The organism is Brevundimonas sp. EU05-FHT14B11 (genome assembly GCF_058790835.1).
Genome location: NZ_JBYTCY010000003.1, coordinates 160,165 through 174,267, shown reverse-complemented (window position 1 = coordinate 174,267; position 14,103 = coordinate 160,165). Strand labels below are relative to the sequence as shown.

The window sequence follows — 14,103 nt, the reverse complement described above, 5'->3', positions numbered from 1 at the left end:
CGTAAGACCACAAACAGGGTAGGGCTATTCGGAAGGATCTGGCTGTGGAAATTGATGCGCTGCTGCTCTCGCGCCTGCAGTTCGCTTTCACCGTCTCGTACCACATCCTCTTTCCGGCCTTCACGATCGGCCTGGCGGCCTTTCTGGCGGTGCTGGAGGGGCTGTGGCTCTGGACCAAACGGGACGCCTTCAAGACCCTGTATCTGTTTTGGGTGAAGATCTTCGCCATCAGCTTCGGCATGGGCGTCGTCTCGGGCATCGTGCTCAGCTACCAGTTCGGCACCAACTGGTCCGAGTTCATCCGCATCACCGGCGGGGTCATCGGGCCGCTGCTGGCCTATGAGGTCCTGACCGCCTTCTTCCTCGAGGCCTCCTTCCTCGGCGTCATGCTGTTCGGCTGGAAGAAGGTGGGGCCGCGGCTGCACTTCCTGGCCACCGTCCTGGTCGCCGTCGGCACCTCGATCTCGGCCTTCTGGATCCTGTCGGCCAACAGCTGGATGCAGACGCCGCAGGGCTTCGAAGTCCTCGCCGACGGCACCATGCGGGCGACCGACTTCGCCGCCGTCATCTTCAATCCCAGCTTCCCTTCGCGCCTCGTGCACATGCTGCTGGCCGCCTTCCTGACCACCGGCCTGGTGGTCGGCGCGGCCTCGGCCTACGGGGTGCTGAAGGAGCGCGCGAAGGGCCCCGTCGAGGGCTGGACCGAAAGCCGGATCGGACTGGTCATGGCCATCGGTCTGGTCGCCGTCGTCGCGCCGCTGCAACTGGTCGTCGGCCACTGGTCGGGCGAGGTCGCGCACGAGCATCAGCCGCTGAAGACCGCCGCCATCGAGGGCTATTGGGAGACCCGCGCCGACCAACCGCTGCACCTGTTCGGCATCCCCGACCGCGCGGCCCAGAAGAACCATCTGGAGGTCTCGATCCCGGGCATCGGCAACATGATCCAGAACGTGCCCAAGGACGAGGTCATCAAGGGCCTGGACCAGTGGGCGCCCGACGACCAGCCGCCGGTCGCCATCCCCTTCTTCGCCTTCCGCGTCATGGTCGGCCTGGGCCTGCTGATGATCGCGCTGGGACTGGGCGGGGCCTGGCTCCATTGGCGCAAGCGGCTGTTCGACAGTCCGTGGTTCCTGCGCTTCTGCGTGGCCATGGGGCCGTCCGGCTTCCTCGCCGTGCTGGCGGGCTGGATGGTGACCGAGGTCGGGCGCCAGCCGTGGCTGGTCTACGGCGTGCTGCGCACCCGCGACGCGGTCTCGCCGGTCACGACCGCCGAGGTCGCGACCAGCCTGATCGCCTACATCAGCGTCTATGCGGTGGTCTTCACCGCCGGCGCCATCTTCATCCTGCGCCTGATGGCCGAAGGTCCCGTAGCCGCCGCGGCCGAGCCTGATCCGCGTCAGGACCGCGCCCCCGGCTCGGCCCTGGCCAAGGCGCCGGCGGACACCACTCCCGGAGAGGACGCGTGATGCTGGACCTGCCGCTGATCTGGGCCGGGCTGATCGCCACGGCCGTCCTCCTCTACGTCGTCCTCGACGGCTTCGACCTCGGGGTCGGCATCCTGTTCCCCTTCGCCAGGCGCAAGGAAGAGCGGGATGTGATGATGAACACCGTCGCCCCCGTTTGGGACGGCAACGAGACCTGGCTGGTGCTGGGCGGCGGCGGCCTGCTGGCGGCCTTCCCCGGCGCCTTCTCGGTGCTGATGCCGGCCCTCTATCTGCCGGTGCTGCTGATGCTGGCGGGCCTGATCCTGCGCGGCGTGGCGTTCGAGTTCCGCTTCCGCGCCCGGGATCGGGGCCGCAAATTCTGGACCCAGATGTTCGCCGGCGGCTCGATCCTGACGGCGGTGGCGCAGGGCCTGATCCTGGGCGGCTTCATCCAGGGCGTGACCGTCCAGGACGGCCGGTTCGCGGGCGGGACCTTCGACTGGCTGACGCCCTACAGCCTGCTGGTCGCGGCGGGCCTGGTGGCCGGCTACGCCCTGCTGGGCGGGGCCTGGCTGATGATGAAGACCAAGGACAACCTGCACGGCGACGCCAAGCGCTGGACCCTGATCTCGGCGGGGGCCGTCGCGGCCCTGCTGGCGGCGGTCAGCCTGGCGACCCTGTACATCCATCCGCGCATCGCCAGCCGCTGGGGCTTCGATCTCAGCAACGGCTTCGCCATCGACTGGGCCGCGCTGGCGCCGTTGCTGGTCATCCCGGCGGTCGGCCTGGCCGGGCTGGCGATGGTCTTCGTGATGGCCCGCAAGGGCTCGCACCGCTGGCCTTTCGTGGGCGCGATCGCGGTCTTCCTGTCCGGCTATCTCGGACTGGCGGCCAGCTTCGTGCCCTATGTCGCCCCCTATGCGCTGGACTACCGGCAGGCGGCGGCGCCCGACAACGCGCTGGCCCTGATGCTGTGGGGCACGGCGTTCATCCTGCCGCTGATCCTGATCTACACGGCCTGGGTCTACTGGGTCTTCCGCGGCAAGGTCGATGAGGAGTCCGGCTATCATCATTGAACCCGTTCCCCCGCCCGGGCCCGGCGAAGCCGGCGGCCCGCTGTGGAAGAAGCTGGCGTGGTTCGTGGCCCTGGCGGTCGCGGCTTCGGCGGTGACCGCCATTGTCGCCTATGGTCTCAGGGCCTTGCCGTTCATGGGCTGAAGGGCGAAGGTCGCGGTCATGAAAGTCTCTGTCGCGTCCGCCGCCGCCGCCCTTCTCCTCGCCGGAGCCGTCCAGGCCCAGACGGCGCCCCCCAGCGGGGCCCAGCCGCAAGCCCAGACCCCGGCGCCCGCCGCCGCGCCCGGCGCGGACTTCACCCGCGACCTGAACGCCGGTCCGCCGCGCCCGGCGACCTATCTGGCCCCGGCGCCGGCCCCGGTCACAACGCCTCCGCCCGCCGCCGTCACGCCGGCTCCCGCGACCCCGGCGCCGCGTCCGGCGGCTCCGACCGCCACTCCGGCGCCGACCCCGGCTCCTCGCACGGCGGCGCCGACACCCGCACCCACGCCGCGTCCGGCCGCGCCTAGCCCGGCCCCGCGCACCGCGCCTCCGCCCGCCGCCGCGACGACCGTGCCGCAGCCCGCCGCGCCCGCGCCCTCCACGACGACCCGGCCGCCCGCCGCCAGCGCCACGCCCGCGCCGCGTCCCGGGACGCCGGCCCCGACCCCCGCTCCGACTCCGACGCCGGCGCCTTCAGCGGCCCCGACGCCCGCGCCGGTCGCGCCGCCGCCGCCGCCGCCGGCCGTGTCCACGGTCACGGTGCTGGACGCCGCCGCCCGCGCGGCCCTGCCGTTCACGGTCGAGCTGCCGGCAGGCTTCCAGATCGTCACCGGCCGCCCCGGTCCGGACTTCAAGATCTATACGATCCGCCGTGGCGAGCGCTCGTTCGCTATGGTCTATGCCGGTCCGGCCTCGCAGTTCCCGATCTATACAGGCGAGACGGTCGAGGCGGGCGGGCGCGCCAGCGTCGTCGTCACCGAGGACGGCCAGCGGCACGCCATGGAGCATCTGTTCCAGCGTCCGGACGCGCCGCGCGAGGTCCATGTCTGGACCATGACCCTGGACGGCGCCGACCGGGCGCTGGCGGAGCAGATCGCCCAGTCGGTCGACGTCCGCTAGGCGTCAGCTCTCCGACCAGACCGCCAGCTCGGTGCCCGCCGGATCGCGGAAGTGGAACCGCCGCCCGCCGGGGAAGGCGAAGATCGGCTTCAGGATGGTCCCGCCCGCGGCCTCGACCCTGGCCTGCATGGCCTCGATGTCGTCCGCCCAGAGCACGGGCAGGGGCGTCTTCGTGTCATCCGGAGCGGCGTGGGCGTTGAAGCCGCCGTCCAGCCCCTCGTTGAACGCCGCGTACTCCGGCCCGTAGTCGACGAACGTCCAGCCGAAGGCCGCGCCGTAGAAGGCCTTCACCGTCGGCATGTCGCCGCCCGGCAGTTCGAAATAGTCCAGCTTTCCGTCTTCACGCATTGGGGTGTGTCCTGTTGTGGATCGCCATCCGACACACCCCGTTGTGACCCCGTGCGGCGGCCGGCGAAAGGGCCGACCGCGGCGCTTTCGGCTTTTTCCACCGTCCCGCTTGCCAGCCGTTCAAATCCGGGCAAACCTGCAAATCGTTCGCAATCGCAGGAGTCGGCCGATGATCGTGCTGACCACAGGACAGGCTTCCATCACCCGCCTGATGCGCGCGGACGCCGCCCCGCGGTCACAGCACCTCGCGTCGCGCCAGATGGACGGTCATCAGGATCAGGGCGAGCAGTCCCAGGCCGCCGCCCAGGCCCAGGGCCGTGTTCACCCGCCAGGCTTCCGTGGCTAGCATGTTGACCGGCATCTGCCAGGGCAGGAAGACGCCCTGTTTGGCCGCGGTCGCCACCACGGCGAAGAATGTGCCGCCGATCCCGACGACCAGGCCCGGCACGAAGCTGGCGTAGCGCAGCGCGATCCACAGCTGGATCGCGACCATCAGCAGCCCCGCGCCGAACATCATGGCCATGACGCGGGCGTACTGCGCCAGGTCGAACGGTCCGGCGGCGGCCACGGTCGGCTTGATCGCGCCGGCCAGGCTCACCGCCGCCCAGCTGAACGCCAGCACCGCCGCGCTCATCAGGGCCAGCAGGGCCAGCACGCAGATCGCCTTGGCCGCGTACAGCTTCCAGCGGGGCAGGGGCAGGGCGCGCAGGTGGTCCCAGCTCTTCGGGCCATGCTCCATGTGCGCCACCAGGGCGGTCAGGGCCGTCACGCTCATCGGCATCATGAAGAAGGCCCAGACGCCGGCGGCGTTGGTCATCCACATGTCCCAGGGCTGGGCCCTGGTGCTGCGCAGCAGCATGAAGAAGCCGAACACCGCGATCAGCGAGGGCGCGGCGACGGCGAGAAGGGCGGCCAGCGAGCGGTTCAGCTTGCGGGCTTCGACGGACAGGACGGCGAGCATCAGACGGTCTCCGGCTGGAGGTTGGAGGCGGGGGAGGAAACGTCGCGGTAGATACCTTCCAGCGACCGGGCGCGCGGCCCGATGGCGAAGACGGCCAGGTCGGCCTCGACCAGCGCGCGGTTCAGGGCGGCGGAGGCGGAGCGGGCGTCCTCGCCGGGTTTCAGGCGCGCCACCGCGCCGCCCTCGCCCAGGGTCAGGTCGAAGCCGCGGGCCTTGGCCAGCGCCGCGGCGCGCGGCAGGTCGTCGGTCTGGAAGGCGATCTCGGGCGCCAGTTCGGCCTTCAGCCGTTCCAGCTCGCCCTCCAGCACCAGCCGGCCCTCGCTGAGAATGCCCACGTGCGTCGCCGTCTGCTCGATCTCGCCCAGCAGGTGGCTGGACAGCAGCACCGTCGCCCCGGTCCGCTCGGGCAGGGCGCGCAGGAAGCGGCGCATGTCGGCGATGCCGTCCGGATCCAGCCCGTTGGTCGGCTCGTCCAGGATCAGCACCGGCGGCGCGCCCAGCATGGCCCGGGCCAGGCCCAGGCGCTGCCGCATCCCCAGCGAGAAGTCGCTGACCGGCTTGCCGGCGTGCTCGCGCATCTCGACCACGTCCAGCACCCGGTCGATCTCGGTCTTGGGCAGGCCCAGCAGGGTCCGCGTCAGGTCCAGGTTCTCGCGGCCGGACAGGTTAACATAGAAGCCATGCGCCTCCAGCAGCGCCCCGACCCGCCGCGCGGCGGCCAGCCGGTCCCGGGCCACATCGACGCCGGCGACCCGGGCCGCGCCCGAGGTCGGAGCGATCAGGCCCAGCAGCATCTTCAGCGTCGTCGTCTTGCCCGCGCCGTTGCGGCCCAGAAAGCCGTAGACGGCCTTGTCCGGCACGGTCATCGACACGGCGTCGACGGCCAGATGGCGTTTGAACCGGCGCGTCAGGGCGCGGGTTTCAATGGCGGCGTTCATGGTCGGCGCTCTCGATTCGTTTAACTCTCATATAAAGTTGCGAAGCTCTCGTCTTTAAGTCAAGATTAAAGACAAGACAGATTCCGGAGACCCTCATGGCCGCTGCCGACATCGACCGCTTCCGCCTGCGCTGCCGCCAATTCCGCTGGCTGTCGATCTTCATGGTGTGCAGCGTCGGGGCCCTGATGGCGCTGGCCTATGTCGTCGCCCCGATCATCGCCTGGACGCGGGGGATGATGGGCTATCCGGACGTGCTGCAGGGCACGCTGCAGTACGGCCTGCCGGCCTTCTGCTACCTGTTCGGGGTCTGGTCCATCGGGACGGGCGTGGGTCAGATCGGCAAGGGGCGGCTGATCCAGACGACCCTCGCCTCGACCCTGCGGCGCGTCGGCCTGGCGCTGGGCGTCGGCGGGGTGCTCAGCGTCTTCATCGTGACCAACCTGATGCGCGTTCTGCACATGGGCCAGGGCGGCTTTCTGAATTTCGACGTGGCGGGTATGACGCTGGGGATGATCGGCGGCGCCCTGTTCCTGCTGGGCCGGGTGATCGAACAGGCGGGCAAGGTCCAGGCCGAGCTGGACGAAATGATATGATGCCCATCCGCGTGACCCTCGACCAGCTGATCGTCCGCAAGGGCCTGAAGGCCCGCGACCTCGCCCAGCAGGTCGGTCTCAGCGAGACCCAGCTGTCCCTGTTCCGCTCGGGCAAGGTGAAGGGCATCCGCTTCCGCACCCTGGCCAAGCTGTGCGCGGCGCTGGAGTGCCGGCCGGCGGACCTGCTGGACTACGACTTCGACGCGGCGGATCTGCTGGGGGACGAGGAGGAGTGAGGTTGGGCTATTGGGATGAGCTGAAGTCAGCATTGGAGGGCTGACAACATCATCCTCAAGTCGCGCCGTTATGTTTGGGGAGATTGCTCTTCTCCTCGCACCCCGGTCCGTAAAAGCAGAATGCGAACCAAGTTTCCCGTTGCTTCCCAGCGTATGTCTCATATTCAATTCCACCCACTGCCGTCAGTATGTGTCCTGAATGGTTTTCCATGTTGTTCAGCTCGGATATCTGCTCTTCAGTCAACGTGTTGTGATGGGTGATTTTCGCTGAGGCGCTGTTTCCGGGTTGTATGATGATCGGGTCAAAAAGGTCCTTTGTGTAGCTGTAGTCTAGATTTTTGTCATCTCCAGCAAACTGATAGGCTAGCGCAAGTCCAATTTTGGCATTCTTTGCCGGGGTAGATCCCATGTTTTTGATTTCAATTTTTAAGACTGGCTTCTTTCCAAGTCCAACATTTACGATGTGAGCGCTTACGGCGAGGTAAGCTCGAAGTTCATCGTGAGTATGTTGAGCCTGTGAATCGAATATTTGCCGAGTTTGATACATAGAGTAGAAGCTGGCTAAAATGGTCATCGTCAGGCCGATCATTCCGACTGCGCTGACAAACAACGCGAGTTCGGCCACTTTTGCCGATTTCTGGGCAGCCGTAACGTTGAGTGCAGACAAGATCAGCGCTTGTTCGTCGGGAGCCAGATGCCTGATGTCGCGTACCTTGATGTCAGGAACCTCCGTCGCGCTCGACAATATGCTCGCGATGATAACTACGGTTCCCGCGCTCAAGGTGACGGCAAACAGGACTGCAATCGCAATCCCCTTGATCCATTTTCGATTTATCATGACGGCCCTCCCCCGCTTCATTGGACGCAAACGTGGGGCGGTTTTCAACTCTGCATTATCAATTGTCCGATGTGTGCGTTCAGATAGCGATCGTGTCGGCGCGTTTGGTCAGGGAATGGCGGAGGACTAGCCGCTAGCCCGCCCACCCCCGCCGCGCCGCCCACCGCAGCACCAGCTCCGGCCAGATCGCCGCCGGCTTGCCTTCGATCAGGCGGATCCCGAAACCGTGGCCGCCCTCCTCGAACAGGTGCGCCTCCGCCTTCACGCCCGCGGCCTTCAGCGCCGTCAGCAGCTGCAGGCTGTTCTCCACCGGCACCGCCTCGTCATCCATCGCGTGCAGCAGGAAGACCGGCGGCCGCCCGCGCCAGTCCATCCGCTCCAATGAATAGCGGGCGACGGCCTCCGCCGACGGCGTCTCGCCCAGCATCTCCCGGCGCGACCCGGCGTGGGCGAAGGGCGGGGCCATGGTCGCCACCGGATAGAGCAGGATCGACAGGTCAGGCCGCATCGACACGGCGTCCGCCTCGTCGACCGCCGCATAGGTCTGATCCGTCCGCGCTGTCAGCATCCCGGCCAGGTGTCCGCCCGCCGAGGCGCCCAGCACCGCCACCCGCGCCGGGTCCAGTCCGTCCGCCGCCGCGCGCGCCCGCACCAGCCGCAGCGCCCGCTGGGCGTCCTGCAGCGGCGCGTCCGGACCCGCCGTCCAGCCGTCGCCGGGCAGGCGGTAACGCAGCACGAAACAGGTGATGCCCGCCGCCGCGAACACCCGCGCGCAGTCCAACCCCTCCTTGTCGACGACGGCCCATTTGTAGCCGCCGCCGGGGATCAGCAGCAGGCTCGCCCCATTCGGCCGGGCGGGCCGCAGGACCATCAGGATCGGCTCGGTCGTGTAGCGGGCGAAGCGGTCGTGGAAGGCGGGATCGGTCGAGCGCTCGGTCACCACCGGCGTCACGGTCACCCGCGCGCCCCCCGGCGCCGCGCCCGGCCACAGGCGGATCGTCTCGGTCGGGTCGGGCGGCGCCACCGTCTGCGACACCGGTGTCATTGTCAGGGCGGGAAGGGGCGTCGCGGCGGCTGCGGCCAGGCCCAGCGCGCCTCTGCGGGTGGTGATCATGGGGCGGTCTCCTGAGGCTCAGGCTAGGCCGCCGCCGCCCGCGCCGACAAGCCGCTTGACTCCGCCTCAGAATATAACCACAAAGTTATACAACACTGAGGTTATGAACATGGCCGCCGCCGCTCTGAAACTGGACGAGACCTTCGCCGCCCTGGCCGACCCGACCCGTCGCGCCATCCTGAAGCGGCTGGCCAAGGGCGAGGCCTCGGTCAGCGAGCTGGCCGCGCCCTTCGACATGAGCCAGCCGGCCATCTCGAAACACCTCAAGGTGCTGGAACGGGCGGGGCTGATCTCGACCGGACAGGACGCCCAGCGCCGTCCCCGCAAGCTGGAGCCGGAGGCTCTCGTGATCGCCAACGACTTCCTGATCGAACTGCGCACCCTGTTCGAGAGCCGCTATGCGGCGCTCGACGCGGTGCTCGAGGAACTCAAAACGACCGGCGCGACCGGCGACTGATGGAGGATGCCCCGATGACCCTGAAGCTGATGACCCCCGGCGACCGCGAAATCCTGATCGAGCGCCGCTTCGCCGCCGCCCGCCCGCAGGTGTGGCGCGCCCTGACCGAGCCCGACCTGGTGCGCAAATGGCTGCTGGGTCCCGACGGCTGGACCATGCCGGTCTGCACCATCGACCTGCGCGTCGGCGGCGAGATGCGCTTCGAATGGGCGCGCGGCGACGCCCGCATGGGCCTGACCAGCACCTTCAAGGAGATCGTGCCGGACGACCGCATGGTCGCGACCGAAAAGTTCGACGAGGACTGGACCGGCGGCGAGACCCTGGTCACCCAGTCCCTGCATGACGACGGCGACGGGACGATCCTGCGCACCCACATCCTCTACGCCTCGCAGGAAGCCCGCGATGGCGCGAAGATGTCGGGCATGACCGACGGCATGGAAGCCGGCTACGCGCGCCTGGACGGGATGTTCGCGGCGGCGGCGTAAGAGCGTCTCCCTCCCCCTCGTGGGGAGGGATGTCGGCGCGCAGCGACGACAAGGTGGGGTTCGTAAGGGCGGGGCGTCGCTCCCCACCCGTCCCGCTTCGCGGTCCACCCTCCCCAGAAGGGGAGGGAGAGTCTTGAGTTACGCCAGCTCCACCGCCATCGCCACGGCTTCGCCGCCGCCGATGCACAGGCTCGCCACGCCCTTCGTCCCGCCGCGCGCCTGAAGCGCCGCCAGCAGGGTGGCCAGCACCCGGGCGCCCGAAGCGCCGATGGGATGGCCGAGCGCGGTCGCGCCGCCGTTCACGTTCAGCTTGGCGTGGTCGATGCCCAGTTCGCGCATGGCGATCATCGGCACCACGGCGAAGGCCTCGTTGACCTCCCACAGATCGACGTCGTCGACCGACCAGCCGGCCTTGGCCAGGGTCTTGCGGATCGCCGGGACCGGGGCGGTGGTGAACAGGGCGGGCTCCTGGGCGTGGGCCGAGTGGCCGACGATGCGGGCCAGCACCGGCATGCCCAGCGCCCGCGCCACGCTCTCGCGCGTCACGACCAGGGCGGCGGCGCCGTCCGAGATCGAAGCCGAGGAGGCTGCTGTGATGGTGCCGTCCTTGGCGAAGGCGGGCTTCAGATTGGGGATCTTGGACGGATCGGCCTTGGCGGGCTGTTCGTCCTCGCTGACCGTGACCGGTCCCTTGCGCGACTGGACCTCGACCGGAACCACTTCGCCGGCGAAGGCGCCGCCGGTGACGGCCGCGTTGGCGCGGCTCAGGCTCTCGATGGCGTAGGCGTCCTGGTCCTCGCGGGTGAACTGGTACGCATTGGCGGTGTCCTGGGCGAACGAGCCCATCGGCTTGCCCGGCTGATAGGCGTCTTCCAGTCCGTCCATCATCATCGAGTCGACGATGACGTCGTGGCCGATGCGGGCGCCGCCGCGATGCTTGTTCATCAGGTAGGGGGCGCCGGTCATCGACTCCATGCCGCCCGCCACGATGATGTCGGCCGAACCGGCCCTGATCGAATCCGCGGCCATCATCACGGCCTGCAGGCCCGAGCCGCACATCTTATTCACCGTCGTCGCCTCGACGTGCTGGCCCAGGCCCGCGCCGATGGCGGCCTGACGGGCCGGGGCCTGACCCAGGCCGGCGGGCAGGACGCAGCCCATGTAGATCTGTTCGACCTTCTCCGGCGCGACGCCCGCGCGCTCGACCGCAGCCTTGACCGCGACGGCGCCCAGCTCGGTGGCCTTGACGCCGGTCAGGGCGCCCTGGAAGCCGCCCATGGGCGTGCGGGCGAAGGAACAGATGACGACGGGATCGGACATCGAGAGCATCCTCTAAAAAAACCTACGGCGGCTAGATCGTCCCTTTTCGGGTCAGACGCAAGCCTTTGCGCTGCAGTGCACAATCACTCGGCCGCAGGCAATGGGGCCGGCAGCCAATCAGGACGCCGCACCCGCACCGGACGCCCCTCTACCGTAAGCTCGCCCTCCAGCCGGTCCAGCCGCACCAGGGCCATGGCGACGCCGTCGCGCCCGCTCAGCACCTCGCCGGCGCGCAGCTCTCCGTTCAGCACCTCGGCTCCGAACGGCGGCGGCGGACCGTCGAATTCCAGCGGCAGCATGCGGTTGCGGATCGCCCCCCGGCGCTTCATGCGCGAGGTGGTCTCCTGGCCGATGAAACAGCCCTTCTGGAAGTCGATCCCGTTCAGCAGGTCGAAATCGGCCTCGATCGGATAGGTCTTGTCCGACGGCGCGTCCGCGCTCGGATCGGGCACGCCCACGGTCAGCCGGTGCGCCTGCCAGTCATCCTCCACGGCGTTGGTGTCCAGCGCGCCGCCATAGCGCCGCCCGCCCAGCGCCGGCTCGCGCGGATCGACCGCGAAACCCTCGACCACGCCGGCCCAGCCGACGAACACCGCGCGGTCGTCCGCCTCGACGGTCACGGCGGCGCGCAGCTTGTACATCGACAGCCGCTGGATCAGGGCGTCCCGCCGCTCGGCCGCCACGTCCAGCAGCACGCCGTCCGCCTCGCCGAAAATGAACAGGTCGAACAGCAGCCGCCCCGGCGGCGACAGCAGGGCGCCGAACCTCAGCTCGCCCTCGCCGATCGTCTCCACGTCCTGCGTCAGCAGATTGTGCAGGAAAGGCTTGGCGTCCGGCCCGCCGATCCGGATCAGGGCGCGGGAGGGCAGGCGGGCGATGCGCGTGGTCATGGGTCCTACATAGGGCGGCGGGCGTCGCTCCGACAGCCATGCGACGTAGGAAGAACGGCAGTGCGAAGTCGCTGCATGACACGACGCTTCGGCCCTGATGCGCTATGGTCACGCCGACGCCGCGTGCCAGGCTGACCGCGTCACAGGGTGGAGCCGGATGATGATCAGGGACCTTCTGCACCGCCTCGGGGGGCTCGTGACTCTGGCCCTCGGACTGGCCGCCTCCTGGTGGGGCATCGTGACGCCGCTCGAGGCGGCTCGCGCGCAGGCGCCGGAGGTCCACTACGACATCAAGCTGTTCGTCCTGGCGCCGCTGCTGCTGATCTTCGGCCTGTTCTTCCTGCTGGTCGGCGACCGCGTGCCCTACCGCAACGCCGAGGAACGCAAGCTCACGACGGTCGGATGGATCCTGATGACAGTCGTCGCCGTGGCGGCGTTCGGCAGCTACTTCCTGCTCAAGCAGCAGTTCGCGACACTGGGCTATCACTAGGAACCGCTCCAGATGACGCCGATCAAACGACCCATGACGTTCCGCGAACGCCTATTCTTCATCATCTTTGCGGCCTGCCTCCTGTCCCTTTTTGCGTTCACGGCCTGGCGCATCGAGCGGGACGCCAGGGCGGCGGACGCGATGCAACCGCCTTTGCCGGTGGTCACGAAAGATCTGGATGGGCGCGTCTTGACCGTGGATGGGCGGCCCGTCAGCTCCCCACCGCATACCGCGCCGTCACTCCGTCCGGCTCCCACTGGTGCTGTTCCAGTCGGTCCAGAGACCTGACCACACGCTCCACGAACCCCGCCGGATCGCCCGCCTCGACCGCGGGCCTCAGCCACTCCGTCACCACCGCCCGCGCGGGGAAGAAGCCGACAGGCCCCGGCACGCTCAGCGCCACCTCGATCCCCTCGGCCAGCCAGCCGGCGACCACCACGAACAATCCCTCGGACGCCAGGAAGTCGCTGCGGCGCAGGACGTACAGGGTGATCACCCCCTCATCGATCCCGTCGGGACGGACGATCACGCCGCTGCGGTCGGGCCGCCAGTCGTCGCCCAGTTCGATCACGCGCCACAGGCAGAACCAGATCCGGCAGGTCTGCGGCCGGATCGCATGCACGGCGCAGCCCGAACCGTCGACGCAATAGCCGCACAGCTCGCCCGTGGGCTTGGCCAGTTCGGGCAGGTCCAGCGGAATGACGCGGCAGCATTCGACGCAGCCGCCGCATTCGCGGTCGGGGAGGAGGGGCAGGCTCATCGCGGAGCGACGCCAGAAAGACGGGGCCGGGTCAACTGAAGTCCGTCCGTCCACAGCTTGCTTGCACCAGGGCGTCATGTCCCGCTGACGTGACGAGAATCCCTGTACAACCAGCGCATGGCGGGCCGTTTCCCCATTCTCTACCTCGCCGAGGCCGGCGCAGACGACGCAGTGATGTCCTCGGGCGTGCTCGCGTATCTGGTCGACGCCATGCCGCAGGCCAGCTTCACCATTGTGGGCTCGCCGCAGAGCGCGCTCCTGTTCGCCGATACCCCGCGCCTCGACAAGCTGATCGTGCTGGAGAAGGAGGGCCGCCTCGAATGGCTCGGCCTGTGGAACCAGGTCCGCGCGATCAAATGGGGCCTGATCGTCGACATGCGCGGCACCACCTTCTCGGGCAAGCTCAGCCGCCAGAAGCGGGCCGTGCGCGGCAAGGACGAGGCGGGCGTGCACAAGGTCGAACTGGCCGCCCGCGTGCTGCAGCTGGACGAGGTCCCGGCTCCCCGGCTGTTCGTGTCCGACGCCACCCGCGCCTCCATCGAGCCCCTGCTGCCGCAGGACGGCGCGCCCCTGCTGGTCATCGCGCCGGGGGCTGACTGGGTCGGCCGCGAATGGCCGCCCGAACGCTATGCGACCCTCGCCGCCACCCTGACCAACGACGGGCCGCTGGCCGGCGGCCGGGTGGTCGTGCTCGGCGACGAGAAGGACAAGGACGCGGGCCACACCATCCGCCTGGCCATGCCGCGCAACCGCACCAGCGAACTGCCGGGCAAGCTGTCGATGGTGCAGGCCCTGGCGGTGCTGGAGCGGGCGGCGCTCTATCTGGGCGGCGACTCGGTCTGGACCCAGCTGGCGGTCGCCGCCGGCGCGCCGGTGGTGGCGGCCTACGGCCCCTCCGACGAGACGGTGCGCGGTCCCTGGACCGGCGTGGTGGTGCGCGGCCCCCGCTCGGTGGAGGAGTTCCGCAAGATCGATCCGGGCCTCAACCAGGCCATCCTGCACATGAACGAGGTCCCCGCCGACCGCGTGCTCAAGGCCGCCAGGAAGGTGCTGGCCGAGCGGGCGGCCTGAGCC

The 14,103-nt window shown here is 69.0% G+C and carries 18 protein-coding genes; 10 read left to right on the top strand and 8 right to left on the bottom strand.

Annotated features, from left to right (window positions below):
- Window positions 1-44: 44 nt before the first annotated feature.
- Genes AC3WRV_RS14045 through AC3WRV_RS14030 form a run of 4 tightly spaced genes read left to right on the top strand, consistent with a single transcriptional unit; the run spans window position 45 to window position 3,599 of the window.
- A complete protein-coding gene (locus tag AC3WRV_RS14045; RefSeq protein ID WP_492313741.1) occupies window positions 45-1,466 on the top strand; it encodes a cytochrome ubiquinol oxidase subunit I in 1,422 nt (473 codons plus the stop codon).
- Window positions 1,466-2,500 carry a cytochrome d ubiquinol oxidase subunit II gene (cydB, locus tag AC3WRV_RS14040; protein ID WP_492313740.1) on the top strand — a complete coding sequence of 345 codons (1,035 nt, stop codon included), beginning with the start codon at window positions 1,466-1,468 and terminating at the stop codon, window positions 2,498-2,500. Before AC3WRV_RS14045 ends, cydB begins: the two co-directional genes overlap by 1 nt.
- Window positions 2,475-2,642, top strand: a complete 168-nt coding sequence (locus tag AC3WRV_RS14035) for a hypothetical protein (RefSeq protein ID WP_291841113.1) — start codon at window positions 2,475-2,477, stop codon at window positions 2,640-2,642. The genes cydB and AC3WRV_RS14035 overlap by 26 nt, the downstream gene beginning before the upstream one ends.
- An 18-nt stretch (window positions 2,643-2,660) precedes the next feature.
- Entirely contained in the window at window positions 2,661-3,599 is a 939-nt protein-coding gene (locus AC3WRV_RS14030) for a hypothetical protein (RefSeq protein WP_492313739.1), read from the top strand.
- 3 nt (window positions 3,600-3,602) lie between these two features.
- Here the strand turns inward: AC3WRV_RS14030 and AC3WRV_RS14025 are convergent, their stop codons facing one another.
- The 3 genes from AC3WRV_RS14025 to AC3WRV_RS14015 form a co-directional block, all read right to left on the bottom strand.
- Entirely contained in the window at window positions 3,603-3,947 is a 345-nt protein-coding gene (locus AC3WRV_RS14025; protein WP_291837460.1) for a VOC family protein, read from the bottom strand.
- Window positions 3,948-4,182: 235 nt separating this feature from the next.
- Entirely contained in the window at window positions 4,183-4,908 is a 726-nt protein-coding gene (locus tag AC3WRV_RS14020; RefSeq protein ID WP_492313738.1) for an ABC transporter permease, read from the bottom strand.
- Window positions 4,908-5,846 (bottom strand): ABC transporter ATP-binding protein, encoded by a 939-nt coding sequence (locus AC3WRV_RS14015; protein WP_291837465.1) that lies wholly within the window; start codon window positions 5,844-5,846, stop codon window positions 4,908-4,910. The genes AC3WRV_RS14020 and AC3WRV_RS14015 overlap by 1 nt, the downstream gene beginning before the upstream one ends.
- Before the next feature lie 95 nt (window positions 5,847-5,941).
- Here AC3WRV_RS14015 and AC3WRV_RS14010 point away from each other — a divergent pair, with 95 nt between their 5' ends.
- The gene (locus AC3WRV_RS14010) at window positions 5,942-6,439 is read left to right on the top strand and encodes a DUF2975 domain-containing protein (RefSeq protein WP_492313737.1); all 498 of its coding nucleotides are present in this window, start codon (window positions 5,942-5,944) and stop codon (window positions 6,437-6,439) included.
- Window positions 6,439-6,675: a helix-turn-helix domain-containing protein gene (locus AC3WRV_RS14005; RefSeq protein ID WP_492014378.1), complete on the top strand. Its 237-nt coding sequence runs from the start codon at window positions 6,439-6,441 to the stop codon at window positions 6,673-6,675. The genes AC3WRV_RS14010 and AC3WRV_RS14005 overlap by 1 nt, the downstream gene beginning before the upstream one ends.
- A 55-nt stretch (window positions 6,676-6,730) precedes the next feature.
- On the opposite strand, the gene AC3WRV_RS14000 is transcribed toward AC3WRV_RS14005, so the two are convergent.
- On the bottom strand, window positions 6,731-7,513 hold the full coding sequence (locus AC3WRV_RS14000; protein WP_492313736.1) for a hypothetical protein: 783 nt from the start codon (window positions 7,511-7,513) through the stop codon (window positions 6,731-6,733).
- A 133-nt stretch (window positions 7,514-7,646) separates the two neighbouring features.
- The gene (locus AC3WRV_RS13995; protein ID WP_492313735.1) at window positions 7,647-8,627 is read right to left on the bottom strand and encodes an alpha/beta hydrolase; all 981 of its coding nucleotides are present in this window, start codon (window positions 8,625-8,627) and stop codon (window positions 7,647-7,649) included.
- Window positions 8,628-8,736: 109 nt separating this feature from the next.
- Here AC3WRV_RS13995 and AC3WRV_RS13990 point away from each other — a divergent pair, with 109 nt between their 5' ends.
- Together AC3WRV_RS13990 and AC3WRV_RS13985 are read left to right on the top strand one after the other, a co-directional pair.
- Complete coding sequence (locus AC3WRV_RS13990) at window positions 8,737-9,084, top strand: ArsR/SmtB family transcription factor (protein ID WP_492313734.1); 348 nt, start codon at window positions 8,737-8,739, stop codon at window positions 9,082-9,084.
- A gap of 14 nt (window positions 9,085-9,098) precedes the next feature.
- Window positions 9,099-9,569: an SRPBCC domain-containing protein gene (locus AC3WRV_RS13985; RefSeq protein ID WP_492313733.1), complete on the top strand. Its 471-nt coding sequence runs from the start codon at window positions 9,099-9,101 to the stop codon at window positions 9,567-9,569.
- Window positions 9,570-9,707: 138 nt separating this feature from the next.
- Here the strand turns inward: AC3WRV_RS13985 and AC3WRV_RS13980 are convergent, their stop codons facing one another.
- Window positions 9,708-10,898: a thiolase family protein gene (locus AC3WRV_RS13980; protein ID WP_492313732.1), complete on the bottom strand. Its 1,191-nt coding sequence runs from the start codon at window positions 10,896-10,898 to the stop codon at window positions 9,708-9,710.
- A 74-nt stretch (window positions 10,899-10,972) separates the two neighbouring features.
- Window positions 10,973-11,779 carry a CAF17-like 4Fe-4S cluster assembly/insertion protein YgfZ gene (gene ygfZ, locus AC3WRV_RS13975; protein ID WP_492313731.1) on the bottom strand — a complete coding sequence of 269 codons (807 nt, stop codon included), beginning with the start codon at window positions 11,777-11,779 and terminating at the stop codon, window positions 10,973-10,975.
- Between the two features lie 160 nt (window positions 11,780-11,939).
- On the opposite strand from ygfZ, the gene AC3WRV_RS13970 reads away from it, so the two are divergent.
- Window positions 11,940-12,269 (top strand): hypothetical protein, encoded by a 330-nt coding sequence (locus AC3WRV_RS13970; RefSeq protein WP_291837483.1) that lies wholly within the window; start codon window positions 11,940-11,942, stop codon window positions 12,267-12,269.
- Window positions 12,270-12,480: 211 nt separating this feature from the next.
- On the opposite strand, the gene AC3WRV_RS13965 is transcribed toward AC3WRV_RS13970, so the two are convergent.
- Entirely contained in the window at window positions 12,481-13,029 is a 549-nt protein-coding gene (locus AC3WRV_RS13965) for a hypothetical protein (RefSeq protein WP_291837486.1), read from the bottom strand.
- Window positions 13,030-13,146: 117 nt separating this feature from the next.
- Between AC3WRV_RS13965 and AC3WRV_RS13960 the strand changes: the two genes are divergently transcribed.
- Window positions 13,147-14,100 (top strand): glycosyltransferase family 9 protein, encoded by a 954-nt coding sequence (locus AC3WRV_RS13960; protein ID WP_492313730.1) that lies wholly within the window; start codon window positions 13,147-13,149, stop codon window positions 14,098-14,100.
- The last annotated feature ends 3 nt before the right edge of the window (window positions 14,101-14,103 follow it).

Bases quoted from the DNA above. Each gene is read 5' to 3' on its own strand.
- cydB (WP_492313740.1), top strand. From the start codon at position 1,466: ATGCTGGACCTGCCGCTGATCTGGGCCGGGCTGATCGCCACGGCCGTC.
- AC3WRV_RS14035 (WP_291841113.1), top strand. From the start codon at position 2,475: ATGAGGAGTCCGGCTATCATCATTGAACCCGTTCCCCCGCCCGGGCCC.
- AC3WRV_RS14030 (WP_492313739.1), top strand. From the start codon at position 2,661: ATGAAAGTCTCTGTCGCGTCCGCCGCCGCCGCCCTTCTCCTCGCCGGA.
- AC3WRV_RS14025 (WP_291837460.1), bottom strand. From the start codon at position 3,947: ATGCGTGAAGACGGAAAGCTGGACTATTTCGAACTGCCGGGCGGCGAC.
- AC3WRV_RS14020 (WP_492313738.1), bottom strand. From the start codon at position 4,908: ATGCTCGCCGTCCTGTCCGTCGAAGCCCGCAAGCTGAACCGCTCGCTG.
- AC3WRV_RS14015 (WP_291837465.1), bottom strand. From the start codon at position 5,846: ATGAACGCCGCCATTGAAACCCGCGCCCTGACGCGCCGGTTCAAACGC.
- AC3WRV_RS14010 (WP_492313737.1), top strand. From the start codon at position 5,942: ATGGCCGCTGCCGACATCGACCGCTTCCGCCTGCGCTGCCGCCAATTC.
- AC3WRV_RS14005 (WP_492014378.1), top strand. From the start codon at position 6,439: ATGCCCATCCGCGTGACCCTCGACCAGCTGATCGTCCGCAAGGGCCTG.
- AC3WRV_RS14000 (WP_492313736.1), bottom strand. From the start codon at position 7,513: ATGATAAATCGAAAATGGATCAAGGGGATTGCGATTGCAGTCCTGTTT.
- AC3WRV_RS13995 (WP_492313735.1), bottom strand. From the start codon at position 8,627: ATGATCACCACCCGCAGAGGCGCGCTGGGCCTGGCCGCAGCCGCCGCG.
- AC3WRV_RS13990 (WP_492313734.1), top strand. From the start codon at position 8,737: ATGGCCGCCGCCGCTCTGAAACTGGACGAGACCTTCGCCGCCCTGGCC.
- AC3WRV_RS13985 (WP_492313733.1), top strand. From the start codon at position 9,099: ATGACCCTGAAGCTGATGACCCCCGGCGACCGCGAAATCCTGATCGAG.
- AC3WRV_RS13980 (WP_492313732.1), bottom strand. From the start codon at position 10,898: ATGCTCTCGATGTCCGATCCCGTCGTCATCTGTTCCTTCGCCCGCACG.
- ygfZ (WP_492313731.1), bottom strand. From the start codon at position 11,779: ATGACCACGCGCATCGCCCGCCTGCCCTCCCGCGCCCTGATCCGGATC.
- AC3WRV_RS13970 (WP_291837483.1), top strand. From the start codon at position 11,940: ATGATCAGGGACCTTCTGCACCGCCTCGGGGGGCTCGTGACTCTGGCC.
- AC3WRV_RS13965 (WP_291837486.1), bottom strand. From the start codon at position 13,029: ATGAGCCTGCCCCTCCTCCCCGACCGCGAATGCGGCGGCTGCGTCGAA.
- AC3WRV_RS13960 (WP_492313730.1), top strand. From the start codon at position 13,147: ATGGCGGGCCGTTTCCCCATTCTCTACCTCGCCGAGGCCGGCGCAGAC.